The following is a 26,481-nucleotide window of genomic DNA, read 5'->3' on the forward strand; positions in this document are numbered from 1 at the left end:
AACTTTTTGACAAAGTTTTGTCCCTGTGTTTATAGAAAACTCATATTATCAATTTGATTCAAATAAGATTTTAAAACGGTAATAATCATAATAAGCTTTTTAATTTTTGCCATTCATCCTTAAATTCAAACTTAAAATAGACAGCAAAAATATGCATTTTGATTTTATTAATAAAACGATTTTCATGTTTTTTGATGTTATTAACCGCATGAATTATAGAAGTTGAATCAAAAGCCATACAATAAGAAGTGATAACATTATAATGACAAATAGGAGCAATATAATTAAATAAAACATACTCAACATGCTTTATAGGGAATTGTCTAGCTACTGAGGCAATGTTTTCATAGTTAATATTACTTGCCGCGAAAAGATCTGAAAGAGCTACATAAAGATCTTCTTCATCTAATGTATGTTCCACCTAGTAAACTCCTCTATTTCATCATCAAGGCTATCTGCGACTGCTGAACCAATCATTGATCCTCCAATACTGCCAGCTAAAACAACAGCAATAGCACAAATTGGAGCGCCTGGACCACATATTGTTGATGCACCTAACCCTGCCAACCAGCCTCCTGCCACCGCTCCTCCAATTCCCATTCCTTGTTTTATAGTTTCTTTCGGTTTATTTTCAGCATTAATAATCTCATAGGTAGCAAGCGATGCCGTCACTAAAATACCAACTTTACCTATAATTTTTAATCGTTTATTTATTGTTGTAAACTTTGGATAATCACGACCAGAAGATTCAATCAGTTCATAGTACACAAGATTTCGTTGTTTAGATGAAAGATTTTTAAAGTTTGATTTAAACTTTTCCTGTGAATATTTTTCTAATAAATCTTCAAATGATTTAGGTTTTAATTTATGTTTTTCAGCTATCGCTAATCCAGAGGCTGATGTGTATTTTCTATGCTCTGCCATAATTTGATTTCTCATTTCGTAACAAAATGTAGCAGCCTCTTTCACTGATACTTTCTTCGCGTCAACTAATCCTTTAATTTCTACGCTCATTCTTTTTATATTACTTGCATAACTCTCTCTTACTTTTGCATCGTTGATTACATCTTTTGAGAATTTCATTGCAGTATCATTCAGTGCAAACAAAGCATTGTATAATATTTGATTTGGATCTTCGATTAAATTGTCAGTTTCCGTAGGAAATTGACCACCCACCATAAGTGTAACCACCATAATTATCAACCTATTATTGTTTTTAATAAATTTTCAGTTATGCTTGATATATTATTATCATCCCCTAAATTCTCTAAACTTTCTATCTCTATTCTTGCACTATCACATTGTGTATCAATAGTTAGTCTTGCCTTATTATTTTGATCAAAAGTTCCTTTTAATAATTGACCATTATTTAAAGTAACAATGAAGTTCAAACCTGAATAATCTTTATTTGAATCTATTTGGAATCCAATCCAGTTATCAGCTATTTTTTGGTTGATTTCTTGTTTATTTATAATGGAATTTGATTGAGATGAATTCGATAGACTATTATTAGAGATATTAATATACACCGTACTTTTTAATGCAATGATTCTATGACCACCAACTGGAGTGCATTTACACGCAATAATACAACCATCATAAGCAACGGGTTTTCCGTCGATAACAAAATCGTTTGCTCCCTCTATGATTCTTCCTGTACTTCTACATTTAGGGCAAGATGCTAAATCACCCAATAAGGCGATACCATCAATACCACAATAACCGTTCCCTGAGGCTGTAATAATCCTTCCGCCATAATTGGTTACATCACCCAAAACAGCTATTTGTTGAATCATGCTATATTCTCAAGTGCTTTATATTCATTTTTAATATGGAAATATTTTATACAATATAACTATATAAATCCTATTTTTTATATTAATGAATGTAAATAGATATTTGGTTATGAACGGATATCTGAGAAAGTAAAAGATTTGACGAATCACATTTGTGCGCCTGTAATTCTTTAATGGTGATATAACATAACCGTTTTAATACTGGCGATTCTATTTTTTCTCGCAAATCATTCAACGGGTCTATGGTAATGGCTAATGTTTGTTTACAAATACTAAACAGCTGTAAGTCAGTAAGGTTAAAATTCATGTCTACAATTGATTAATCCCTGTGTGTACAGGGAACGTCTCCCGCCGATCTGACTGTAATTGAGCGTCCGCGGTTTATCCCTGTGTATACAGGGAACACTGCAGAGGTATGCTTGTTTACTGACAGTTTCAGCGGTTTATCCCTGTGTATACAGGGAACACTCCAATTATAACATACTGTTTTATAATTAAAATATTGACCAGCAAATTTCTACCGATTTTTTTGGCTATTTTTTATCAAAATCATTATTTATAACACCATGTTTTTATTTAATTAATTAAAATTGATGGAAATTAAAATTCGATTCTACGGAATTCTACCGATAAATTTATATTTTTCATGTAATTAAAAAAAGTTTAAACAATGAAATATAGAATTGCAATTATTTGAATAGCTAAAAAATACTATGTAACTTTGATGCATAGCCTGTTTATCCTTGTGTGTACAAGGAACACTTATCATAACTTATTATTTATTGATTAAAATAATTAAGTATAAATTTCTACCAACTTTTTTACTGTTTTTTGCATGATTTTATTGAAATGTTTTTAATGATTTGTTGTTATCAAATAACTCTACTTTTTAAGTTGTTTGCTTACGTAGCTTGGTTATAAAATTTTTACAAATTAATCTCAAGTACTCGTTTTTTGTAAGTGCATTTCAGTAATTTTGCGTAATCCAATATATCTTTTTAATGAAAATAATTTTATAAGCGCTTTTATTTGTGATCTATTACTCAATATTAAAAATAAACGTTTATGTCAGCTCAACATGGTATTTTGTTTATAACCATAGAGTTAAAATAAATTATTTATTGATTTTTATACTGAAACGTATAGTTAACCTGAAATTTTTTGACAAAGTTTAGACTTGTTTTTTTAGGGAATTCATATTACAAATTTAATTTAAATAAGATTTAAAAACGATAATAATCATAATAAGCTTTTTAATTTTTGCCATGCATATTTAAATCTAAACTTAAGATAAAAAGCCAAAATACGCATCTTGATTTTACTTATTGAGCGATTTTCTTTTTTTTTGATATCATCAATTGCACTCAATAACTCATCTTCATCAAAAAAGTAGCAGACAGATGGAACAGGTGTGAGCGCATTGTGGTAACAATAAGGTGCGACATAATTAAATAAAGCATGCTCAACATAGGATGTTGGAAATAATTTTGCTACTGAAGCAATATGGTTATAATCGACTTCATTATCAACAAATAGATCTGAAAGAGCTACATAAAGATCTTCTTCATTTAACGTATGTTCCACTTTGTAAACTCCTCTATTTCATCATCAAGGCTATCTGCAACTGCTGAACCAATCATCGATCCTCCAATACTGCCAGCTAAAACAACAGCAATAGCACAAAATGGAGCACCTGGACCACATATTGTTGATGCACCTAACCCTGCCAACCAGCCTCCTGCCATCGCTCCTCCAATTCCCATTCCTTGCTTTATAGTTTCTTTCGGTTTATTTTCAGCATTAATAATCTCATAGGTAGCAAGCGATGCCGTCACTAAAATACCAACTTTACCTATAATTTTTAATCGTTTATTTTTTGTTGTATAGTCTTTATTATCACGACCAGAAGAGCTAATTGTTTCATAATATATGATATTTTTTTGTTTAGGTGAAAGATCTTTAAAGTTTAATTTGAATCTTAGCTGTGAATATTTATTTAAATAATATTCATGTGTCTTAGGTCCTGATTTATATTTTTCTGCTCTCGCTAATCCATAAGCTGATGTGTATTTTCTATGCTCTATCATAATTCGATTTCTCAATTCATGACAAAATGTAGCTGCCTCTTTCACTGATACTTTCTTCGCGTCAACTAATCCTTTTATTTCTACACTAATTCTTTTTATATTACTTGTATAACTCTCTCTTACTTTTGCATCGCTGATTGCATCTTTTGCAAATTTCATTGCAGTATCATTTAGTGCAAACAAAGCATTGTCTAATATTTGATTTGGATCTTCGATTAAATTGTCAGTTTCCGTAGGAAATTGACCTCCCACCATAAGTGTAACCACCATAATTATCAACCTATTATTGTTTTTAATAAATTTTCAGTTATGCTTGATATATTATTATCATCCCCTAAATTCTCTAAGCTTTCTATCTCTATTCTTGCACTATCACATTGCGTATCAATAGTTAGTCTTGCTTTATTATTTTGATCGAAAGTTCCTTTTAATAATTGACCATTATTTAAAGTAACAATGAAGTTCAAACCTGAATAATCTTTATTTGAATCTATTTGGAATCCAATCCAGTTATCAGCTATTTTTTGGTTGATTTCTTGTTTATTTATAATGGAATTTGATTGAGATGAATTCGATAGACTATTATTAGAGATATTAATATACACCGTACTTTTTAATGCAATGATTCTATGACCACCAACTGGAGTGCATTTACACGCAATAATACAACCATCATAAGCAACGGGTTTTCCGTCGATAACAAAATCGTTTGCTCCCTCTATGATTCTTCCTGTACTTCTACATTTAGGGCAAGATGCTAAATCACCCAAAACAGCTATTTGTTGAATCATGCTATATTCTCAAGTGCTTTATATTCATTTTTAATATGGAAATATTTTATACAATATAACTATATAAATCCTATTTTTTATATTAATGAATGTAAATAGATATTTGGTTATGAACGGATATCTGAGAAAGTTAGAGATTTGACTAACCACATTTGCGCACTCTGTCATTCTGTAATGGCAATAAAGCATAACCGTTTTAACACTGGCGATTCTGTTTTTTTCTCGCAAATTATTCAACTGGTCGATGAAAGTGGCTAATGTTTATTTACAAATACTAAACAAGTGTAACTCAGTAGGGTTAAAATTCATGTCTACAATTGATTAATCCCTGTGTGTACAGGGAACGTATCTCCCGTAACGTGTCACCGAGAATGTCCCCCGGTTTATCCCTGTGTATACAGGGAACACAATACTCATCGAGATAAACATTCCCATGATAACGGTTTATCCCTGTGTATACAGGGAACACTATTACGTTACGCCACAGGGAATAATCTAGACCGGTTTATCCCTGTGTATACAGGGAACACTTATTATTTTTTATCGATAGCTACTCTGTGGGCGGTTTATCCCTGTGTATACAGGGAACACACAAGGCACGGCGGCGACAGTTGGATCATCTTCGGTTTATCCCTGTGTATACAGGGAACACAAATTTAACCGATCTCTGTTTGATTTAATCCCCGGTTTATCCCTGTGTATACAGGGAACACTGTTTGACCTAACGCGTCCCGCCGCCTGATTTGCGGTTTATCCCTGTGTATACAGGGAACACTGATAAACCTTGATGACGCTCTTGAAAATTGTCGGTTTATCCCTGTGTATACAGGGAACACTCCAATTATAACATACTGTTTTATAATTAAAATATTGACCACCAAATTTCTACCGATTTTTTAGGCTATTTTTTACCAAAATCTGTATTTATAACACTATGTTTTTATTTAATTAATTAAAATTGATGGGAATTGAAATTAGATTCTACGGAATTCCACCAATAAATTTATATTTTTCATATAATTAAAAATTGGAAAACAATGAAATATAGAATTGCGATTATTTGAATAGCAAAAAAATGCTATGTAATATTGACGCATCCCGGATTTATCCCTGTGTTTACAGAGAACATGTCAACCCTGCCACAATATTATCTTGGCGACCCGGTTTATCCCTGTGTGTACAGGGAACATGTTTCAAGCTTCTCTTTAGCCTCTCGGTGAGACGGTTTATCCCTGTGTATACAGGGAACACATATTAATCATTGATTCCACACCGTCTGAATCCGGTTTATCCCTGTGTATACAGGGAACGTTCTCCTAATAATAGTGATTCGGGAAAAGAGCGGTTTATCCCTGTGTATACAGGGAACACCAATTATAACATACTGTTTTATAAATAAAATATTGACCACCAAATTTCTACCGATTTTTTTGGCTATTTTTTATCAAAATCATTATTTATAACACTATGTTTTTATTTGATTAATTAAAATTAATAAAAATTGAAATTCTATTCTACGGAATTCTACCGATAAATTCATATTTTTCATGCTATTAAATAAATGGTAAACAATGAAATATAGAATTGCGATTATTTGAATAGCAAAAAAAGCTATGTAATATTGACGCATCAAAGATTTATCCCTGTGTGTACAGGGAACATAATCTCAAAAACAGCACCAACAGATCGACCAGCGGTTTATCCCTGTATACAGGGAAAACACAAAGCTGACATATATAATCAATCCTACTAATTTAAACTTTAAATAAACAATTTATATTTTTAACACTTTAAAATTATTCAACTTTTTTATAAACTTTTCCTCTTTTGGTTACAAATTCTTTGTTTTCATTAAATTCACCTATATAATTTCCGCGTAAATCATAAATTTGATTACTATTTTTTATGTTTACGATATGTTTTTCTCTCCCCATTTTAAGGACTTTATCAAGATGATCAGGTTCTACAGTAAATGTATACTCAACATCATTTATTTTTTCTAGTGTTATAACTCTTTCGCCAGTTTCTTGTGGTTCATATTTTCCTTGAAAATTGGTTTTTTCACCGCATGCGGCTAACATAAAAAATAAAACAAAACAAAATATTATCTTTTTCATCATTACTTTACCTTTTCTTTTTTATAAACTCTTGTGTTATCTGTTCTAACGTCTCGTTATTTAAATGCCTAACAAGAATAAAATTGATAATTTCACTAACTCTTACTATTCTTCTGCACTTATTACTTATATTTAAAGCGATTGTTGTTGCTATTTTGGTTTATCTCTGTGTATCTCCTTACTCTTAAAAGACTTTAAAAGGCCGGTTTATTCCTGTTTATAAAGGGAACACGATAGTGTATACGTTATACATTGTACAGCTAACCGGTTTATCCCTATGTATACAAGGAAACGTATTATAACTTATTGTTTATTAATTAAAATGATTAGTTGAAAATTTCCATCAACTTTTTTGCTGTTTTTTTATATAATTTTATTGAGATGTTTTTGATGCTTTGTTGTTATTAAAATTACTCTATTTTTAGAGTGATTTGTTTGTATATCTTAGTTACAAAATTTTCATAATCTATGATTCATATACGCTTTTTTAGTTAACATGATTTCAGCAATCTTAAAGTAATCAACTATATTTTTTTAGTAAAAACCATTATGTAAGGCTGTTACTTCATATCTATTACTCAATTTTAAAAGTAAATACTTATGTTGACCTAATATTATGTTTTCTTTATAAACATAAATTTAAAATAAATTATTTATTGGTTTTTATACTGAAACGTATAGTTAACCTGAAACTTTTTGACAAAATAGAAATACCTATCATTTGTTAGTAAACAGACTATAAGTTGTTGATTACTATTGTCACTAATTGCATTTGGCTGATTGTGTCTTGCAAATTTTTATTTTCTAGTTTAATTTACCTGCACAAATTATAAATAATTAGAGACGAAACATGCAGATATCATTTAAAGAACAACAGCAGCGAATTAGCTTTGTAAAACAATTTTTTGCCGATAAATTAGCGGAAAATTTATCATTAATCGAAGTTCAAGCCCCTCTACTGAGTAAAGTTGGTGATGGTGTTCAAGATAATTTATCTGGAACAGAAAACGCAGTGCAAGTTAAAGTGAAAACAATTAATGATGCCCAATTTGAGGTGGTACATTCACTTGCTAAATGGAAACGTAAAATTTTAAGTGATCACCATTTTGCTGTTGGTGAAGGCTTATATGCTAACATGAAAGCACTGCGTCCTGATGAAGATCGCTTATCGCCTATTCATTCTGTCTATGTTGATCAATGGGATTGGGAAAAAGTAATTCGACCAGAAGATCGTAATCTAACTTATTTAAAACAGACGGTTGAAAAAATTTATTCAGCCATTAAAGCGACTGAAAAAGCAGCATCCGAAAAATATCATCTTTCCCGTTTTTTACCTGAATCAATTACCTTTATGGACAGTGAGCAACTATTAAAACGTTATCCAAATTTATCCCCTAAAGAGCGTGAAAATGCGATAACTAAAGAACTTGGCGCTGTATTTTTAATTGGTATTGGCGGTAAGTTGGCAAATAACGAAAAACATGATGTGCGTGCTCCAGATTATGATGATTGGAGCAGCGATAATGAAATGGGTTCAAAAGGGTTAAATGGTGATATTTTAGTTTGGAATCCAATTTTAAACAGTGCTTTTGAAATTTCATCTATGGGTATTCGAGTCGACCCAGAAACATTAAAACGTCAATTGAAAATCACTGGCGATGAGGATCGTTTGCAATTTGCTTGGCACCAAGCTTTAGTCAATGGAGAACTATTGCAAACCATAGGTGGTGGAATTGGTCAATCCCGTTTAGTTATGTTACTTCTACAACAAAAGCATATTGGTCAAGTTCAAGCTAGTGTTTGGGACGATTCAACCAAACAAAATTATTCACAATTGCTTTAGTTGGCAGTCAACATACTTTACCTTAAATGGTAAAGTATGTTTGTTATTAAAAACTTCTATCTAATCCCATTTGCCAAAAATTAGCTTCAAGTTGAGTAGCCTGCTTAAATATTGTCGTTAAATGTTCAAATCGGCTCGTATCGATATTTATTAAACGTTGATCAATCCATGCAATTTCATTTTGCATTGTCTGTTGAAACGCCTTACTGGCATACATTTTAATCCAACTGGTATATGGGTTATTTTTAGCATCATACCAAAGTTGTTTTCTCAACCATTTGGCAATCATACCATAACCGATTAAACAAGGAGACAATACAATATGTAAGTCTAAAATATCACCTTGCAATCCAACATCAAGCACATACTGCGTGTATGCCTTATTTGCTTTGGCTTCCGTTAGCGTATTGAGTTCATTTTCATTTATTCGCCATCTTTTACAATATTCAATATGTAAATCAAGTTCTATTTCAACAATCGTTTTTAAACTATTTAAAGATTGCTTAATTTCTGAAATATCATGACTTTTATAGACAGCAAGTCCCCAAACTCGTGAAAAATTGATTAAAAATAGATAGTCTTGCTTTAAATAGTGCTGGAAACAGCCTATATCTAATGTTCCCTTGCCTAATCGCTGAATAAATTCATGTTGAATATAGTGATCCCAATCAGTTTGACATGATTGAATAAGTGAGTAAAACGATGACATAACAGCTCCTTTTTTTAACAACTCAGCTACTGACGAGTAAAGCAGACTTGCAGAAAAAGCCTGTTTTAACCCCTTTTCTTCGCTATTAAACGAATCAGATTCGGCTGGTATAATTTCAGCTTATAGCACCCCAATTAAATAAATATCCAGAATAATAAACAAAACTTTTACATAAGTAATAATTTATTACTAAGTTTTACTTTCTTTTTGTTCACTTATTATCAACTAAAAAATTAATTTTTATTTTTATTATTGAAATTGAGTAGGCTTATTCGATCGCATTGTAGATTTAGCTTATTGAGCCTACTCTATTTATTTTATTAAAAGTGGTTATCTGTTTTCTGACTCAATTTGGGGTTCCTGATTTTCTGTAGCGAGTGGAGCTGCTTCTTGTTGAGCTAATGTATCAGATTGAGTTTTTGAGTTCTGGTTTTGGGGTGTTGGTGTTTGTTCGGTTGTTTGAGTCGCTACGGGTATATCTTTAAAGCGCACATAAACAATCTTTTGTTGACCACGATCACAAGATCCGACAATTTTACCTTCAGTTTGTTGATCGGCTTGTTCGATTGGAATGAGTTTCAATTGAAATTTAGAAGGATCAACACCATTATTTTTTATTTTTTCAGCTATATTAGAGCTAATGTCTTCACAATTAGATGCTACAGCCATCATTGGTAAACTTAATAAAAGAACCAAGACTAACTTTTTCATTTCCTTTCCTTTTAGTATAAAACTACTAACATTATAAAACTATTGGTGAATCTGTCTACAACTGTTGTACGTAATTACTTCATAATAGTGAATGAAGATAAACCGAATTTAGGAAAAAATGGAATAATGATTACTGATGTTGGTTTTCCAATAATTTTAATCGATTCAAAATCCAAGAGCGAATATCGTTTAATTCATCTTCAGATAAACTATTCACAAAATCTCTTTTTTCATGCAATTTTTTGCGATCAGCTTCTGTTAATACTACTCCTTTTAAATTTAACAATACTTCTTTACGATATACGGAGTAGATAAATTCTTTTATCAAGTCATCTGAAAAATTTATCTCAGTCATAATATTCATTCCTTTTGTGTCATCATTACCTTCTTCACAACTATTAAATTAAAATAGCTGGTCTTTTTAGGTAAGTATCATCAACTACATCGGATAAAAAATGCCATCTATTCTAAAATTTAAATCATTATCAAAATATCACTGGTACTTTTTACTATAATATTATATTAAAGCCTTTACAATGGACAAATATCACTCATTCATAAAAATTTTTTAATTTTATATCGCCAAAATTATTCACTATACTATTTGATAAGTATTTAACAAACCTGTTGATAACTCTTTACTAAATTGATTTATATTGTTATTTTTACTAGGTTAAAAATTAACCAGCCAATTTTTTAATTTTATTCCCTTAAAAAAAGCAAGTGTTTTTTTACTTTTTTCTTTTACAAAATAAGCTTTTTTATCGTCTAAACTGCAACAAAAAAGCAACAGCCCAATATTAATATTGTGATTGTTGCTTTAACTGCTTTAACATTATTGGTATTTAAAACGCAGTAAAATTCCAAATAGCAAATAATAAATCTAAATAGTTAATACTTACAATAGATAAACTTTATACCTTTTAAAATAGGTAGGTTTAAAGTAAACAGATAACTGCGATAATTCCGTTATTTTGTTAATTATTGAAATTGTTAGGATAAGTTTTTCTAATTAAACAGCAAAACCAAATATTAAGATTGATTGTCACATTATCATTATTAGAATTTATAATGCGGTTAGAAATGCGATAAAACCAAATATGACGCCAGGAGAATTAGCGATTGCAATTGGCCAATCTTTCTTTTCTCGTAATAATCCATAAAACACCCAAAGCAAACAGTTGATTGCAGCCGCTAATGGTTGAGTTGGATTAGATTTTAACCCATGAAGATTATCAATAATTTGTGGAATATAAGAAATATACATACATAACGAAGCTACTGTTGCAATAATACCTAAATAATGGAAAGCTTTTTTTGATAGTTTCAAAATTGTCCCCTTTTAAATTTCTAAAGATATCTAAATGATTATAATCAGATGTGGAATTACCTGCAATTACACGATCTTGCCCCAAAGTATTCATTATCGTTAAGACAAATCAATGAAATAATAAGGAATGTATGTGTTAAAAAACGATATTATAGTTATTCATCAGGTTATAAAACGCACTGTGTAGTCTATTAGCCAATAAGGTAAAAACTACACAATGCAATTTATTTCTAAGATTGGTGATATTGTTACAAATTACCTGTAATTATTTAAGTTCAGTCTGTTTTGTTTCATAACCTAAAAATATAATACTGATAATTGCAACTAAGATCGATAAACTAAAAAGCCCGAAAATGGTACTGATTGATACATTATTTGCCATTAATAACCCAACCATTAATGGACCTAAGATACCGCCAATACGACCAATTGATGCCGCCATGCCGGCACCCGTTGCCCGAATATTGGTGGTGTATTGTTCAGGCGTGTAAGCATACATCGCACCCCATGCACCTAAATTAAAGAACGAAAGTAATGCACCAAAGAATAATAACTGGTTAGCGGATTCAGACAAACCAAACAAATAGGCGCTTATTAATGTACCAAGTAAATAGGTAACTAACACCCATTTGCGCCCGACACGTTCAATTAGCCAAGCCACCGTGAAATAACCAGGTAACTGTGCAAGAGTCATTAACAAAATATACTCAAAGCTTTTAACCATACCAAAGCCTTTCATCATCATAACGCTAGGCAACCATAAAAACATGCCATAATAGGAAAACACTACGCAAAACCAAACAATCCACAGCATTAATGTTTGACGACGAAACTTTGTTGATAACAATGACTGTACTTTATGAAGGATGGAATCTTTTTTAGCATTGGAATTTAACTGTATATAGGTCGGAGAATCCGGTAAGCTAAATCGTAAATAGAGCGCATAAAAAGCAGGAGCGGCGCAAATTATCATAGCTCCACGCCAACCAATGGCAGGAAGCGGGATAAGAAAATAAGCAATCAATGCCGCAAATACCCAACCTACAGCCCAAAAGCTTTCCAATAATACCACGACTCTACCACGTACCTCTGGTGCAACGCTTTCACTAACTAATGTGGATGCAACGGGCAATTCGCCACCTAATCCCATACCAATGAAAAAACGTAATACAAGCAAGCTACCCAGTCCCCATGCAAAGGCACTTAAGCCACTGGCAATACTAAACATGAGTAAGGTAAATAAAAAGGCCGATTTACGTCCTTTTTGATCAGCATAAATACCAAATACAAATGCACCCACTGCCATGCCGATAGAGTTAACACTACCTATCCATCCCAGTTGAGCTGGTGAAAGCCCCCAATCTTGCTTTAATGCAGCTAAAATAAAAGATAATAGGCCAACGTCCATTGCATCAAACAACCAACCTGTGCCGGCAACAAGTAATAATTTATTAATCGATAATGATGATACTTTTAAATTTTCCATAATAACTGATAGATAAAATAACTTGAGTTTGTTCATCAAAGCAGATTCTGAACAAAATGTCCATAACTTAATCTGACTTTACCCAAGCTATCCCCAAAATCTGAGCCTTGTGCAACAATAATACCTTGAGATAATAGGTGATTTAAAAACATTAGTTCTTGAGCCGTATTTGTCACAGGTAAGTTTGCATACAAATGGAAACCACCTAATGATGGTTGATAAGTTATCTCACCATTAAATTTGGTGTTTAGCCAATTCATTAATTGCTCTGATCTGTATTTTAGTTTTTCACGTAGCAGTTGTTGATGTGCCAGATAGTGGTTCTTTAAATATTGTTCTGCTAATAATTGAGGTAAAATGCTTAACCCTGAATCAATATGTTGGCGGATTTTAGCTAAGTTTTCGATAACTGCTCGAGGTGCAATCATCCAACCAATTCGAATATTTCGACCAATATATTTAGATAATGAACCTAAATAAATAACCTGATCATTATTATCAAACTTTTTAATCGGTGAGATTGCTAAGTTATCGCTAAAGGCTAAATTACTATAAGCATCATCCTCGACGATTCCAATACATTGTGATCGGCAAAAATCAAGTATCCTTTTTTTTCGTTTATCACTCATAACAAATCCCATCGGATTTTGAAAAACAGGATTTAAAAACAACCATTTTACTTGATGTTGTTCTACCACTTTTTTTAAACTTTCCAGCATGATGCCTTGAGCATCACACTCTATGCCATATAAGCGTAATCCCGCCGCTTGAAATAAGGGTAACGAATAAAAGTAAGAAGGAGACTCAATGCCAATCGCATCTCCGGGTTTGAGTAAACCTTGGGTAATTAAGAACAATGATTGCTGAGTACCTGAAGTAATTAAGATCTCATCACTGTCAACTTGCATAGCAAAACATACTTTCATATAGTGCACAATCTGTTCTTTAAGTGAGGGTAAACCCAACTGTAGCTGATCACTCTGTTTTTCGTGCATCACTAATTCGTGGGACGATATATTAGGTAATTGTAATTTGGGAATTAAATCAGTGGGTAAATCTCCATTAGCAAGATCATATATTTGAGTTTTACTGTTCCGTAGTTTATCAATTTTTTGTTGATACAATGTTTGTTTGTTTTGATAAAAGAAATGCCCAGGTAAACGCCAATTAATCGTTGAGTAAACTTGCACCCCCCATTTCTGATTATTTACATATGTACCACTACCTCGTTTACGAATTAATACACCGCGTTCAGTTAAAAAATCTAGTGCATGTACGATTGTCGAACGATTTACTTGCAATTGTTTAGCCAATTCTCGCTCTGAAATTAACCTTTCACCCGAAATCAAAATCCCATGTTCGATATAATACTCAATCAGTTGGATAACTTTTTTGAAAATTGGCCCTTCAAAGGGAACAAGCTTTTGTTTATGCCACATGTTTTACTCTTTTTATATCGGAGTGATAAGTTTAATGTTTTTAAAACCGTTATTAAATGGTTGAGTCTTTTAATGCCATCGCAATTTCGTGTGATTAGGTTTTGACTTTTTTAATATACATTTCTTACCATTAAAAAAATTATGCCCTAAGAAAAAAACTTTATAATTTTATTTTGGTTACTATTTATCTCATTGATGGTCTTTGCTTTATTGCACTGAGTATTGCAAAACAAAGATGATCTATTGAAATAATGGCATTATAAGCAATGTCTAAAGATATACTTAATGCGATCTTAATATAACCGAACACAAAATAAAATTGGATGGTTTGATTATAGTCCAATTGGCCGTTTATTCCACTCTGATATTTCTGAATAATAGATAACCAATCACAAATTCAGTTAAAAAAAACTTTACTAGGAGCAAACATGAATCAAGTTACAGGAACACAAACCGTTAAACGTGGCATGGCGCAAATGCAAAAAGGTGGTGTTATTATGGATGTCGTTAATGCCGAACAAGCAAAAATTGCCGAGCAAGCGGGGGCTGTCGCAGTCATGGCTTTAGAGCGTGTGCCATCGGATATTCGAGCAGCTGGAGGCGTTGCCCGAATGGCGGATCCAACAATAGTAGAACAGGTAATGAATGCAGTGACAATTCCTGTCATGGCAAAAGCACGTATTGGGCATATTGTTGAAGCTCGCATCTTAGAATCAATGGGCGTTGATTATATCGATGAAAGTGAAGTATTAACCCCTGCCGATGAACAATATCATCTACTTAAAAGTAATTTTACCGTACCATTTGTGTGTGGTTGTCGTGATTTAGGCGAAGCATTGCGTCGTATTGGTGAAGGTGCATCAATGTTACGAACCAAAGGAGAGCCTGGTACAGGTAATATTGTTGAAGCGGTGCGCCATATGCGTAAAGTCAATGAACAAATTCGTATGGTTGTCAGTAAATCTGATGATGAGTTGATGACTTTTGCTAAAGAAATTGGTGCACCTTTTGAACTGGTAAAACAAATTAAGCAACTCGGTAAATTACCCGTCGTCAATTTTGCTGCGGGTGGCGTAGCTACTCCTGCCGATGCAGCTTTGATGATGCAACTTGGTGCGGATGGCGTATTTGTCGGTTCTGGTATTTTTAAATCACAAAATCCTGAAAAATTTGCTAAGGCAATTGTGCAAGCTACAACCTATTATGATGATTACCCACGTCTAGTGGAATTATCGAAAGGCTTAGGTGAAGCAATGAAAGGAATAGAAATCAGTAAACTTACCGAATCCGAACGCATGCAAGAACGAGGTTGGTAATGACGCAATCGTTAACTTCCAAGCGGTTAAAAAAAGTTGGTGTGCTCAATTTACAAGGAGCAGTTAGTGAACACATCACTATGCTAAATAGTTTAGATAACGTGCAAGCTATCGCAGTAAAACATCCCGAGCAATTAGCTGAACTAGATGGTCTGATTATTCCTGGTGGAGAATCAACAACCATTAGCCGTTTGATAAGACAAAATGGACTGTTTGAACCAATTAAACAATTTGCTCAACAAGGTAAAGGTATTTTAGGGACTTGTGCAGGATTAGTTTTATGCGGAAAAACCACTACCCATAATGAAGTTGAACAGCTTGCTTTAATCGATATTCATGTTGAGCGTAATGGTTTTGGTCGGCAAATTAACAGCTTTGAAACAAAGTTAGATGTTAAGTTAATCGGTCAGCAAATCCCTGCTGTTTTTATTCGTGCTCCCTATATCGCCAAAGCAGGTGAGCATGTAGAACAACTCGCTTTCATTGATGAACATTGCGTAATGGCTAAACAAAATAATATTTTAGTCTGTTCATTTCATCCTGAATTAACACAAGATAATCGCATTATGCACTATTTTGTAGAGAGCTGTTAATCAGTTTTAGTAAAATAGACCATTAATTTAATCAACTAGACATTAAGCAATAAACTAACAGATTATTATGATCTGTTAGTTTATAGTTTATATGTTAATAGCACTTTTAAAGTTGGGTAATATAGACCTGATGATTCAAAATGTTATTAGGATCAAATTGCTGTTTTATTCGCTGCATTAATTGACGGTTTTCTTGGGCAATGGCATTGTTAAAATATTTTACTTTTGCAGTGCCAATACCATGTTCAGCCGAAGGTAGTCCACCTAACTCATGACATTTTTGATATAAAGCATTATGGATTTGCTCGAGTGCTTCTGACCATTGCTTTTCGTCTCGTCCGTCACGCAATATGCATAAGTGAATATTGCCGTCTCCTGCGTGACCAAAAGCGAGCATACGAACACCTGATTGGGATTGTAACTGTTTCGTGTAATTAATAAAATCGGCGATACGATTAATCGGAACGACAATATCAATCGGATCTTGTTCTGTAACAGCCTCAACAGCACGAACCAGTGATCCGCGAACGGCCCAAATTTGATTGGCTTGTTCGATCGTTTCGGCAATAAAATAGTTGTAATCGCCTAAATTCGCTAATAACTGTTGGCGTTGCTGAACAATGTGTTGCTTGTTGGCGCCATCAAGCATAATGATTAAATAGGCCTTAGAATCTGGCAATGGAAATTGGAAACCTGAATAGCGTTCTCCCCACTGCGCCACTTGACGTTCAACAAATTCCAGTGCAGTGGGTGTTAATGTCTGTAATATTGTCGTGATATTGGTAACGGCTTGTTCAATGGTGTTAAATCCAATAATTAATGTTTCAAAGACACTTGGTTTAGCAATCAATTTTAATGTACATTGGGTAATAATACCTAAAGTCCCTTCGCTGCCGATAAAAAGATGTTTTAATGACAGCCCCGTATTATCTTTGATATTTTTACTACCAATATTTAATACTGTGCCATCTGCCATAACGACTTCAAGCGCTTGCACATAATCTCGCGTAACACCATATTTAACTGCACGCATGCCACCCGCATTAGTACTAATGTTGCCACCAACGGTCGCATTTTTTGCACCAGGATCCGGTGGATAAAAAAGATCCTGCTTTTCAACAAACTGTTGCAAATCTTGCAATAAGATGCCTGATTGTACCGTTACCGTAAAGGTAGATTTATCTAGTTCGATAATGGCGTTCATTAACGATAAGTCGATAATCATACCACCATTAGGAATAGTTGAGCCAACTAGATTGGTACCCGCTCCACGTGTTGTAATTTTTAGATTATTTTGATTGGCATATTTGACAAGTTGTACAACTTCATCCGTAGTTTTAGGATAAACCAAAATTTCAGCTTGCCCATAATGTGATTTAAGCCCATCAGTTAAGTGAGATTGAGGTATATGATCTTTAGTAATGATTCGATCTGAATCAACAATTATATCCGTTAATTTTTTCATGTTGCTTTACCAATTATTTGTGACTTCTATCAAAGTGGTTAGCTAATTTATCACCTAGATACTGTATTAACATGACAACAATAATTAAAATGATAATACAGATAATAAGAACTTCGGTGACATAACGCTGATAACCAAACCGAATCGCTAAATCGCCGATTCCTCCGCCACCAACGACACCCGCCATTGAACTAAAACCTATGAGTGATATGGTCGTGACTGTAGCATGGCGGATTAGCTGTGCTAACGCTTCAGGAAACAATATGCCAAAAATGATACGAGTGTGTGAGGCACCACTGGCAATGGCTGCTTCAATAACACCTTTGTCAATTTGGCTAAAGGCGTTTTCCGCCAATCTAGCATAAAATGCTATTGCAGCTATTGCCAACGGGACAATTACCGCTTTTGGACCAACGGTAGTACCGACAATATACGTTCCAAGTGGTAGAACGGCTACCATCAAAATTAAAAAAGGAATGGAGCGCGTTGCATTAATAATAAAATTAGCCACATTCCCTATCACTCTGTTTTTTAGAAAAAATGGATTGGATAATAAAAATAGAAGTAATCCAATTAGGGTACCAAAAATAAGCCCAGCTAGTAATGACCAACTCACCATAATGAACGTTTCGTCAGCGGCTTTCCATAGCATTTCCATTATTTCAGCGATTGTCAGTTTAACCATTATTTTATTTCCTCAATAATCACGCTTTGATATTCCAGTTTTGCAATAAGCTGTTGGATATTATTGGGTTCACCAATTAACTCTATAACTAAATTGCCTAGCGCTTGTTGGTCAAAATATTCGATAAAACCATGCAATATATTAAAAGCCACACCCGTTTCATAAGCAGATTGATACAAAATGGGTTGAGTGGTGTTTTCATTGATATAGCGAAGTCGAACCAATTTACCTTTGACATTTTGTCTAATAGGTTCAGGCAAATGAGTATTTTCATCAATGTTAAGAAAATTTTGGGTGAATTGCTGTTTGGGATTAGCGAACAAATTGAAGGTGTTATCCATTTCAACTATTTCACCTTGAGACATCACAGCAACTCGATCGCAGATTTTTTTTACGACATCAATTTCATGGGTAATCAGTACGATGGTTAAGGAAAATTTTTGGTTAAGCTGTTTAAGTAATTCTAAAATGGCACTGGTTGTAGTCGGATCAAGTGCACTGGTAGCTTCATCACACAGTAATATTTTAGCTTCATTAGCTAATGCACGGGCAATGCCGACTCGTTGTTTCTGTCCACCACTGAGTTCAGCAGGATAAGCTTTGGCTTTGTCGCTTAATCCCACTAATGCAAGTAACTCCTCTACTCTATTTTTGACAGCCTCCCCTTTTTTACCTGCAGCTTTTAGTACAAAGGCAATGTTTTCATAAACCGTTTTTGATGAAGCTAGATTAAAATTTTGGAAGATCATGCCGACTTGAAAACGAAAGGCCATTAATTGTCGACCTTTTAACGTCTGAATATCTGTGCCACCAACAATAATCTGTCCAGAGCTAGGATCAGCAAGTCGATTAAGAGTGCGAACTAAGGTACTTTTACCTGCACCACTGGAGCCAATAATACCAAATATCTCGCCATGATTAACCTCAAACGAAACATTTTTTACTGCATCAATGATCTGATCTTTGGCCTCAAAACGCACAGATACATTTTTTACTTGAATCAATGGTGTATTTTTCAGTGGTGTATTTTGCATAGTTAAAATAATTGATAATCAGGTTTTTGGAAAGTATAGAAAATACCGTTTTTGTCTTCGATCACTTGTAAATATTCGTCTGATTTCAGGACATCTATAATGTCTTTACCTAAAGTATCTTTTGATTCAGTACGAATGGCAATGACGTTTTTATGATCTTTATCAAGGATTTCTGTGTAAAGTGCTTTAGATAGATCTAAACCTGCACCGATCGCATAATTTCCATTTACAACGGATAAAACAACATTATCCAGTGATCTAGGCGTTTGTGGTGCTTCGATGGGTACAATTTCCAATTCATATGGATTTTCGATAATGTTTTTTGGTGTTAGATTATTTTTATCAACCGCAGGATCGAGCTTAATTAAACCTGCTGCTTGTAAGATTCTTAGCGCTCTTGCTTCGTTAGTAACATCATTTGAAATGGTGACTTGATCACCTTTTTTTAATTGCGAAAAATCGGTGATCTTGTTCGAAAAAATACCCGCCCCAGCTGTTGGTACAAAACCAACTGCTAAGATATCTAAATTACGTGCTTGTTTGAAATTTTCAAGATAGCTCAAATGTTGGAATAAATTAATATCAATATCTTTATTGGCTAAAGCCAGATTAGGTTGTACATAATCACTGAATTCTCGGATTTCAATTTTGTAACCTTTTTTTTCTAATCCTGGTGCAATCGCTTGTTTAAACATATCACCGTATGGACCGGCTGCCACACCAACGGTGAGTTGATTTTCCTTTTTAGCTTCGCCACAACCTGTTAATAACAACATGGCCGAAAATATGGCTATTGTTGCCGTGATTAGTTTTTTAAACATGTTAATTTTTCCTTAAGTTTTGATAATCTATCTAAAGCTGCAATCAAGGTTTGTTCTTGTTTTGCAAAATGAAAACGAATATAGCGATATTCTGGATGTTTAAAAAAAGCCGATCCAGGAACAGCCGCTACTCCAACTTCTTTTATTAACCATTCACAAAATTCAAAATCGGTGGTAAATGGATTCAATCCAGAAATATCAACCAATACATAATAAGCACCTTGCGGTTCATAATAAGATAAGCCTATCTGATCTAAACCTTGTAAAAATAAGCGACGTTTAGCCATATAAGTCTCGGTGAGTTGCTGATAATATTCCTCACTTAATGATAGACCTGCACAAGCAGCTTTTTGTAATGGCGCAGCAGCACCAACGGTAAGAAAATCATGAATCATTTTGCAGCCATCAATGATGCGTTTGTCCGCAATGATATAGCCTAGACGCCAACCTGTAATAGAATAAGTTTTAGATAATGAACTGCAACTAATCGTGCGCTGTTGCATGTCAGGAAAACTCGCTAAATAGAGATGCTTATGCGGTGGATAGACCATGTGTTCATACACTTCGTCAGTGATAACATAAGCATCGAATTCAATTGCTAATTGACTGATATATTCAAGCTCATCTTGAGTAAATACCTTACCACAAGGATTACTCGGATTACATAAAATTAATGCTTTAGCACCTTGCTCGAACGCTTCGCGGAGCTGCTTTTTATCAAACTCGAAAGTCGGTGGAATAAGTGGTACATAGATGGGCGTTGCATCCGACAGTATTGCATCCGCACCATAGTTTTCATAAAAAGGCGAAAAGATGATAACTTTATCTTTTGGGTTACATACCGTCATCACCGCACACATCATTGCCTCAGTACTGCCACACGTAACTAATACGTTTTCATCTGGGTTTATATCGATATTCATTAATTTTTGCTGTTTTTTGGCTAACAGTTGCCTAAATTCTTGCGATCCCCAAGTGATCTCATATTGGTGAGGCCCATTATCAGCCGCTTGTTTAAGGGCATCAATAAGCTGTTTTGGAGGATCAAAATCAGGAAAACCTTGTGATAAATTGATAGCCTGATATTGGTTAGCAATTCGCGTCATCCTACGAATAACTGAATCAGAAAAATGATCGAGTCGATTGGCTAGTTTATGCATTGTTTTTGTTAGATAATAGAATAATAAGGTTGGTAAGTATAATACAAAACTCTATTTTTTCTGTTAAATAAAATATTTATATATCGATATAGTTTTTATTTATAACGTAGTATTTGGCAAAAGATAATGATTGATTGGATATTTTATTCTTAATTTAAACAGAAATGAAATAACCCGAAAAACTCACATAAAACCTGCCAAAAAGAAAGTCTAGCCATGTTTAGTCAGAGTAATTGAGCTTTTAATTAATTAAAAACTATCCATTAGCATTCACTTTCTTTGCCAATGAGTCTTATGGGCAAAACCTAAAAGATTGTTCGTCATTTTTATCTGTTGTAGCTGTAACGACCAGATGGGTGCTTTCATTACTCTGGCAAAAGGAAAGGCACGATAGTATTGACCATAAGCATCTTTAGCTTGCTCACCTTGCAACTGTTTTGCTTGAGCCTGAAATTGTATGCCTTGAATCTGAGCAACGGTTTTAGGTGTAACGGCAATCGTCCCGGCTACTTGCGGTTGATTTAGCATTGCCTTGGCATGCTCCGTTTTTAACTCAGTTAAAAAATAAAGATTTAACTGCTCTTCATCCAATACATAAAACACATTACACGCCCACGGCAAGTTATCTGATGTAATGACACTTAGCGATAATACATGATTTTTTCTGATAAACTTAAGAATTTTAGGATCGATTGACATACATTATTCTGGCTTAACATTTAAATGCATATCTTCGCCCCAGCGAGGTAGTGACGGTATATCTATATCAAACAGATCAAGCGCTCGTGCAACACTGTGGGTAATCATATCATCGATACTGTCAATATGCTGATAAAGTGCAGGTACTGGTGGAAAAATTACCCCTCCCATAAGAGTGACCATTTCCATATTTTTTATATGGCTTAAATGCAGGGGGGATTCTCTTATCATTAATACCAATCGGCGACGCTCTTTTAGTACGACATCCGCAGCACGAGTTAATAAATTATCCGATAAACTCTGGGCAATTGCAGCTAAAGAGCGCATTGAGCAAGGTGCGACCAGCATGCCCATAGTCTTGAATGAACCACTGGCAATCGCTGCGCCAACATTATTGACGGAATAAACTTTATCTGCCAATGATTCAATCTGGGCCAAACTCATATTAGAGATTTCGTAAGAGCGCGTTAGTTGTGCCGCTTTTGAAATTACTAAATGTGTTTCAATATCCAATGGTTTTAAAAGCTCTAAGGCTTTAATACCATAAGCAAAACCTGTTGCACCACTAATCCCAATTACTAGTCGCTTTACAGTCATATTCATTCCTATTTTATTCAAAATCTGGCAAAAAGCGTTTTATATCAACTTCTTTAAAACGGGCTCGTTCAAATTCTGCTTTTAACGCAAAAGGCACCGTGCAATCAAAAATTACTTTTGCCGAACTACCAAATTGCCTAATAAACGGGCTATATTCTGGACGTTGAGATGGATCGAGCGGATGGCATCTAACGCCTGATATTGTTGAGATATCAATATCACCTTGAAAACGAGTATTCATCGCCCACAGTACATCATCAGTATCATAAATATCAACATCTTCATCAACAAGTATTACATGTTTTAATTCGGAAAATGCCGCAAAAGCTAAAATTGCTGCTTGCTTGTGTTTACCTTCATCAGAAGGAACAGATTTTTTAAATTGTAAGATGGCTAAATATTTTCCTCCACCAGAACGATGTGCGTAAACATTTAATAGTTTACCTGGCATGGCAGCTTCGACCATTTGTAAAATACTGGCTTCGGTAGGAATACCCGCCATATTAACATGTTCTTCACTTGGTCCGATGCAAGTTTGATAAATTGGATTTTTTCGATAAGTAACTGCTTTCACTTTGATAACTGGTAATGATTGATTCGCTGGACCTGTATAACCCGGGAATTCAGGCATTGCTTTACCTGTGTGAGAGTTTTGATCTTCAGCGACTCGCACATTTGGTAATATTTCACCTTCAATGACGACTTCGGCATTAGCAATTGCTTTTGCATTAACTGTTAAGCAATCGACTAATTCAACTGCACGCCCACGTATGCCACCAGCAATAGAAAGTTCATCAAAACCAATTGGTGTGGTAGGAGGTTCAAAACAAGCTGACACTTCAATCACGGGGTCGACACCAATACTAATTGAGACAGGTAACGGTTTTCCTGCCTTTTCGGCTTTTTCACGAAATACATCTATATGCCGTCCGGGGACAAAGTAAATTGAAATTTCGTCTTTACCTTGATAGCACATTCGATGAATAGTCACATCGCTTTCACCTGTTTCTGGATCGCTCGCATAGAGCATGCCAAGGGTAATGTATGGGCCGGCATCTTCTTCGGTATTAGTGGGTGCGGGTACTAGTTTACGAATATCAAAATCAGGATCAGACGCTTTATGCACGATTTCTTGACAAACTGCTTGTTCACGAGGAATTGTTATCGGAGCTATGGGATTATTTACTGCATCTTTTAGTAAAAAAGCGAGTTTGTCTGGCTCACAACCAAATAAATGTGCAACTCGTTTACGCGAAGCAAGTAATCCAATTAAGACTTTAAAATCATCAAATCCTTTTACTTTATTAAAAATCATTGCAGGACCAATTCGAGTTGGTCTTTTAACCGTTCCCCCTGCCCCAACAAAACGATAAACACCCGCTAACTCAGCCATAGGATCAACCGGGGTATCAGTGGTAACCAGTTGATTTGGGATTTGTGCAAGTTGATTAATTGCATCACGCAGATCATAAGATCCAGTTGGATTTGCCATAATAATCTCTTCCATTCCAAACAATATTAAATCAGACAACTTTTATAATAATACAAGCTGCATTTAAAGGATATTAATCTAAAAAATTGATTTCGTATAATTGAATGTCAGTAATCATACCGATATAAAACGTTGCTATCAAGTGAGTATCAACGTAGCTAACTAGATTTGAGAATTGATAAGATAATTTATGTTATCCAAAAATATTAAATACCGTTTTTTATTAAAAAATAGCAAGATCTGTCAGTAAAAGATGATGAGCTATTTGACACAACCATAATAGATTTACGAAATAATCAACAAGAATATAACAACTAACTTCCCTGTTAGTTGCATTACAAGATTTATTCTTTTGCCATTGGTCGTTCAATAACTTTGGTTTCTTGATTGCCCTGTATAGACTTGATTTGAGCCTCATATTGTTCAACGGCTTTTTTATCCGATAATAAACTATATACTAAAGTAAATTCGGTACTTTGTCCTGGTTCTAATTGTCGTACACGTTTTTGTTCTCGCTCAACCGTAACTGGGTAGGCAAAACTGGTTCCAGGTTCTAAACCTGTTACATAGCCTTGTTTAAGCGTATCGGTATTTTTCCACAGGGAAAAAACAGGTAATTGGTTTGTATTAAATGAAATACCTGCCCCTTTATCGCCTGCTTGGTTAGTAACCATTACTTGAGTTTGTCCTTGTTCATCGGCATAAGGATAAACATTAAAGACCATTTCATCAAAATCTTTAGTTGGACCTAAATACGTTTGCCATGTTTTTAAGCCTTTTTTAGCATAATCATTAAATGGTGAAATTTCTTTAACTGGTGCCACAAATCGAGCACCCTCTTCTAGAATCGGCGTACCATAGTTGCTGTGATAAATAATTTGGTAATCACGCGTATAATCGCTCTTATTGGTCACAACATCATGAACAATGAAATCCTTACTACCTGGTACGTAGCTAAGCGATACCCAAGTTTCTAGATTACTTTTCTTAAAAGTATTTTCTTTAATTAACCCTCTCACTGTTATGGTATAAGGTGCTTTATCCAATACATTAACAATCAATCTTGATACGGGTGTGTTTTGTGCTCGACCGTGAAGCGTATATATCATGCCATCGGCTTGTACCGCATGACCCGTCCATTCAAAACCACAACGTACCATCAATTCATTAAAACCATCTAACCAACCTAATCCACCGCGACTTTCTAAATTAATGTATTTAGGATTGACAACTTCATCAACAGGGGAATCCCATCCTAGGCGGATATCATCGCCATCAACTGATAAAATACCTAGTCCTCGAGTAGGAATTAATTTGATTGTAAGATTATCACTAGCAATAGTTAAAAGTTCCGTACCATCTTGTTTACCACCTTTAAGGACCGTGTTTTGAATAGTAAATTTATGCTCTTTTACACCTAAATCTTGGCTTGAAATTGACCAGTCACCTTTAGCAATACCCTTCTCTACATCTGTTAATATGAATTCTTTAGCATTGGCACTATAACTCGCCAAACTAAGTATTGCAGCTAATGAAACTAATTGAACTTTCATGGTAATTCCTCTCATAATTAATAAAACAACACTGAATCGTTTCAGTCAATATGACATAAATAACCAAAAATCGACAAAGAAAAATCATTAAAATGAGAGGTTATTCACACTTTTACAAAACCAAATGATAAATGTAGCAAAATGATTTGATTGAATAAGTGTGAAATATTAAGAAGATTATTGTTTAGGTCTAATTTGTCCCGCTTTCCAATGTTTACGACAAACTGAATGGAACTCGCTATCTCCTAAATGAATTGAATTGCCAAACTTAACAATTTGCCCATCTTTTCCTTCAAGTAAATTCATGGTTGCTTTTTTTCCACACCAGCAAACTGTTTTTAGTTCTCTAAAGTTATCAGCAATTTCTAATAATGTTTTTGAACCTTCAAATAAATGTCCCATATAATCCGTCTTTAAACCAAAAAACATCATCGGTACACCATATTCATCACACACATCAGATAATTTCCAGATAGTGCTTTGCGATAAAAATTGGCTTTCATCAATTAACACACAAGCATAATTATTTTTCTTAATCAATTCAATGATTTCATCAACACTATTATCATCAAGTTGTAATGCTTTTTTTCGCAATCCTAAACGTGAGACAATTTCAACCGCCGAATCACGAGTGTCGACCGAAGATTTAAGCAGCAAAGTCTGCATATTATTACTCAAATAATTGTGGTCAATTTGTAATAACTCGGTTGATTTACCTGCATTCATTACGGCATAAATATAGTAAATTTTCGACAAA

Annotated in this window: 26 protein-coding genes and 1 CRISPR repeat array; of the genes, 3 read left to right on the top strand and 23 right to left on the bottom strand. The window is 34.1% G+C overall.

The genetic code is table 11. The annotated features are described in order from the left end of the window. Window positions 1-85: 85 nt before the first annotated feature. From AC5LW9_RS10055 to AC5LW9_RS10085, 7 genes are all read right to left on the bottom strand, one after another. On the bottom strand, window positions 86-421 hold the full coding sequence (locus AC5LW9_RS10055) for a DUF7079 family protein (protein WP_198229081.1): 336 nt from the start codon (window positions 419-421) through the stop codon (window positions 86-88). Then, a complete protein-coding gene (locus AC5LW9_RS10060) occupies window positions 406-1,194 on the bottom strand; it encodes an SH2 domain-containing protein (RefSeq protein ID WP_493455831.1) in 789 nt (262 codons plus the stop codon). The genes AC5LW9_RS10055 and AC5LW9_RS10060 overlap by 16 nt, the downstream gene beginning before the upstream one ends. A 5-nt stretch (window positions 1,195-1,199) precedes the next feature. Beyond that, on the bottom strand, window positions 1,200-1,796 hold the full coding sequence (locus tag AC5LW9_RS10065; RefSeq protein ID WP_198236900.1) for a PAAR domain-containing protein: 597 nt from the start codon (window positions 1,794-1,796) through the stop codon (window positions 1,200-1,202). A 1,239-nt stretch (window positions 1,797-3,035) separates the two neighbouring features. Beyond that, a complete protein-coding gene (locus AC5LW9_RS10070; RefSeq protein ID WP_039129687.1) occupies window positions 3,036-3,380 on the bottom strand; it encodes a DUF7079 family protein in 345 nt (114 codons plus the stop codon). After that, the gene (locus tag AC5LW9_RS10075) at window positions 3,365-4,153 is read right to left on the bottom strand and encodes a hypothetical protein (protein WP_493455832.1); all 789 of its coding nucleotides are present in this window, start codon (window positions 4,151-4,153) and stop codon (window positions 3,365-3,367) included. The genes AC5LW9_RS10070 and AC5LW9_RS10075 overlap by 16 nt, the downstream gene beginning before the upstream one ends. Before the next feature lie 5 nt (window positions 4,154-4,158). After that, window positions 4,159-4,674, bottom strand: coding sequence for a PAAR domain-containing protein (locus AC5LW9_RS10080; RefSeq protein WP_493455833.1), 516 nt, complete (start codon window positions 4,672-4,674; stop codon window positions 4,159-4,161). Window positions 4,675-5,053: 379 nt separating this feature from the next. After that, a CRISPR array of direct repeats spans window positions 5,054-5,511; the repeat unit is 29 nt; unit sequence CGGTTTATCCCTGTGTATACAGGGAACAC. Between the two features lie 959 nt (window positions 5,512-6,470). Then, window positions 6,471-6,794, bottom strand: coding sequence for a membrane lipoprotein lipid attachment site-containing protein (locus tag AC5LW9_RS10085; protein ID WP_198236702.1), 324 nt, complete (start codon window positions 6,792-6,794; stop codon window positions 6,471-6,473). An 847-nt stretch (window positions 6,795-7,641) separates the two neighbouring features. Here AC5LW9_RS10085 and asnA point away from each other — a divergent pair. After that, window positions 7,642-8,634, top strand: a complete 993-nt coding sequence (gene asnA, locus AC5LW9_RS10090; protein ID WP_198228116.1) for an aspartate--ammonia ligase — start codon at window positions 7,642-7,644, stop codon at window positions 8,632-8,634. A 46-nt stretch (window positions 8,635-8,680) separates the two neighbouring features. Here asnA and tenA read toward each other — a convergent pair whose 3' ends face one another. From tenA to AC5LW9_RS10120, 6 genes are all read right to left on the bottom strand, one after another. Beyond that, window positions 8,681-9,343, bottom strand: a complete 663-nt coding sequence (tenA, locus tag AC5LW9_RS10095) for a thiaminase II (RefSeq protein ID WP_493455834.1) — start codon at window positions 9,341-9,343, stop codon at window positions 8,681-8,683. 330 nt (window positions 9,344-9,673) lie between these two features. Next, on the bottom strand, window positions 9,674-10,054 hold the full coding sequence (locus AC5LW9_RS10100) for a DUF1161 domain-containing protein (RefSeq protein WP_198228112.1): 381 nt from the start codon (window positions 10,052-10,054) through the stop codon (window positions 9,674-9,676). Window positions 10,055-10,184: 130 nt separating this feature from the next. After that, window positions 10,185-10,409, bottom strand: a complete 225-nt coding sequence (locus AC5LW9_RS10105; protein ID WP_198228110.1) for a hypothetical protein — start codon at window positions 10,407-10,409, stop codon at window positions 10,185-10,187. A 711-nt stretch (window positions 10,410-11,120) separates the two neighbouring features. After that, the gene (locus AC5LW9_RS10110; protein WP_065739172.1) at window positions 11,121-11,321 is read right to left on the bottom strand and encodes a SemiSWEET family transporter; all 201 of its coding nucleotides are present in this window, start codon (window positions 11,319-11,321) and stop codon (window positions 11,121-11,123) included. Between the two features lie 328 nt (window positions 11,322-11,649). Beyond that, window positions 11,650-12,870, bottom strand: coding sequence for an MFS transporter (locus tag AC5LW9_RS10115; RefSeq protein ID WP_198228108.1), 1,221 nt, complete (start codon window positions 12,868-12,870; stop codon window positions 11,650-11,652). 35 nt (window positions 12,871-12,905) lie between these two features. Next, window positions 12,906-14,309, bottom strand: coding sequence for an aminotransferase-like domain-containing protein (locus AC5LW9_RS10120; RefSeq protein WP_493455835.1), 1,404 nt, complete (start codon window positions 14,307-14,309; stop codon window positions 12,906-12,908). A 428-nt stretch (window positions 14,310-14,737) separates the two neighbouring features. Here AC5LW9_RS10120 and pdxS point away from each other — a divergent pair, with 428 nt between their 5' ends. Both pdxS and pdxT read left to right on the top strand, forming a co-directional pair. Beyond that, entirely contained in the window at window positions 14,738-15,625 is an 888-nt protein-coding gene (pdxS, locus tag AC5LW9_RS10125; RefSeq protein WP_086327403.1) for a pyridoxal 5'-phosphate synthase lyase subunit PdxS, read from the top strand. Continuing rightward, window positions 15,625-16,218: a pyridoxal 5'-phosphate synthase glutaminase subunit PdxT gene (pdxT, locus tag AC5LW9_RS10130; RefSeq protein ID WP_334321737.1), complete on the top strand. Its 594-nt coding sequence runs from the start codon at window positions 15,625-15,627 to the stop codon at window positions 16,216-16,218. The genes pdxS and pdxT overlap by 1 nt, the downstream gene beginning before the upstream one ends. Window positions 16,219-16,324: 106 nt before the next feature. Here the strand turns inward: pdxT and AC5LW9_RS10135 are convergent, their stop codons facing one another. From AC5LW9_RS10135 to AC5LW9_RS10180, 10 genes are all read right to left on the bottom strand, one after another. After that, on the bottom strand, window positions 16,325-17,683 hold the full coding sequence (locus AC5LW9_RS10135) for an FAD-binding oxidoreductase (RefSeq protein WP_493455836.1): 1,359 nt from the start codon (window positions 17,681-17,683) through the stop codon (window positions 16,325-16,327). Window positions 17,684-17,696: 13 nt separating this feature from the next. Then, window positions 17,697-18,368 carry a methionine ABC transporter permease gene (locus AC5LW9_RS10140; protein ID WP_086272305.1) on the bottom strand — a complete coding sequence of 224 codons (672 nt, stop codon included), beginning with the start codon at window positions 18,366-18,368 and terminating at the stop codon, window positions 17,697-17,699. Then, window positions 18,368-19,402 (bottom strand): methionine ABC transporter ATP-binding protein, encoded by a 1,035-nt coding sequence (locus AC5LW9_RS10145; RefSeq protein ID WP_493455837.1) that lies wholly within the window; start codon window positions 19,400-19,402, stop codon window positions 18,368-18,370. The genes AC5LW9_RS10140 and AC5LW9_RS10145 overlap by 1 nt, the downstream gene beginning before the upstream one ends. A 2-nt stretch (window positions 19,403-19,404) precedes the next feature. Then, entirely contained in the window at window positions 19,405-20,223 is an 819-nt protein-coding gene (locus AC5LW9_RS10150; RefSeq protein ID WP_493455838.1) for a MetQ/NlpA family ABC transporter substrate-binding protein, read from the bottom strand. After that, a complete protein-coding gene (locus AC5LW9_RS10155; protein ID WP_493455839.1) occupies window positions 20,208-21,383 on the bottom strand; it encodes a pyridoxal phosphate-dependent aminotransferase in 1,176 nt (391 codons plus the stop codon). The genes AC5LW9_RS10150 and AC5LW9_RS10155 overlap by 16 nt, the downstream gene beginning before the upstream one ends. 270 nt (window positions 21,384-21,653) lie before the next feature. After that, a complete protein-coding gene (locus AC5LW9_RS10160) occupies window positions 21,654-22,082 on the bottom strand; it encodes a PNPOx family protein (RefSeq protein WP_198228102.1) in 429 nt (142 codons plus the stop codon). Between the two features lie 3 nt (window positions 22,083-22,085). Next, a complete protein-coding gene (locus AC5LW9_RS10165; protein WP_198228100.1) occupies window positions 22,086-22,679 on the bottom strand; it encodes a UbiX family flavin prenyltransferase in 594 nt (197 codons plus the stop codon). 13 nt (window positions 22,680-22,692) lie between these two features. Then, window positions 22,693-24,171, bottom strand: coding sequence for a UbiD family decarboxylase (locus tag AC5LW9_RS10170; protein ID WP_493455840.1), 1,479 nt, complete (start codon window positions 24,169-24,171; stop codon window positions 22,693-22,695). A gap of 344 nt (window positions 24,172-24,515) precedes the next feature. Then, on the bottom strand, window positions 24,516-25,724 hold the full coding sequence (locus AC5LW9_RS10175; RefSeq protein ID WP_294913515.1) for an aldose 1-epimerase family protein: 1,209 nt from the start codon (window positions 25,722-25,724) through the stop codon (window positions 24,516-24,518). A gap of 177 nt (window positions 25,725-25,901) precedes the next feature. Then, on the bottom strand, window positions 25,902-26,480 hold the full coding sequence (locus tag AC5LW9_RS10180; protein ID WP_198228094.1) for a thymidine kinase: 579 nt from the start codon (window positions 26,478-26,480) through the stop codon (window positions 25,902-25,904). Window position 26,481 lies beyond the last annotated feature (1 nt).

The organism is Gilliamella sp. LMG 34360 (assembly GCF_984568995.1).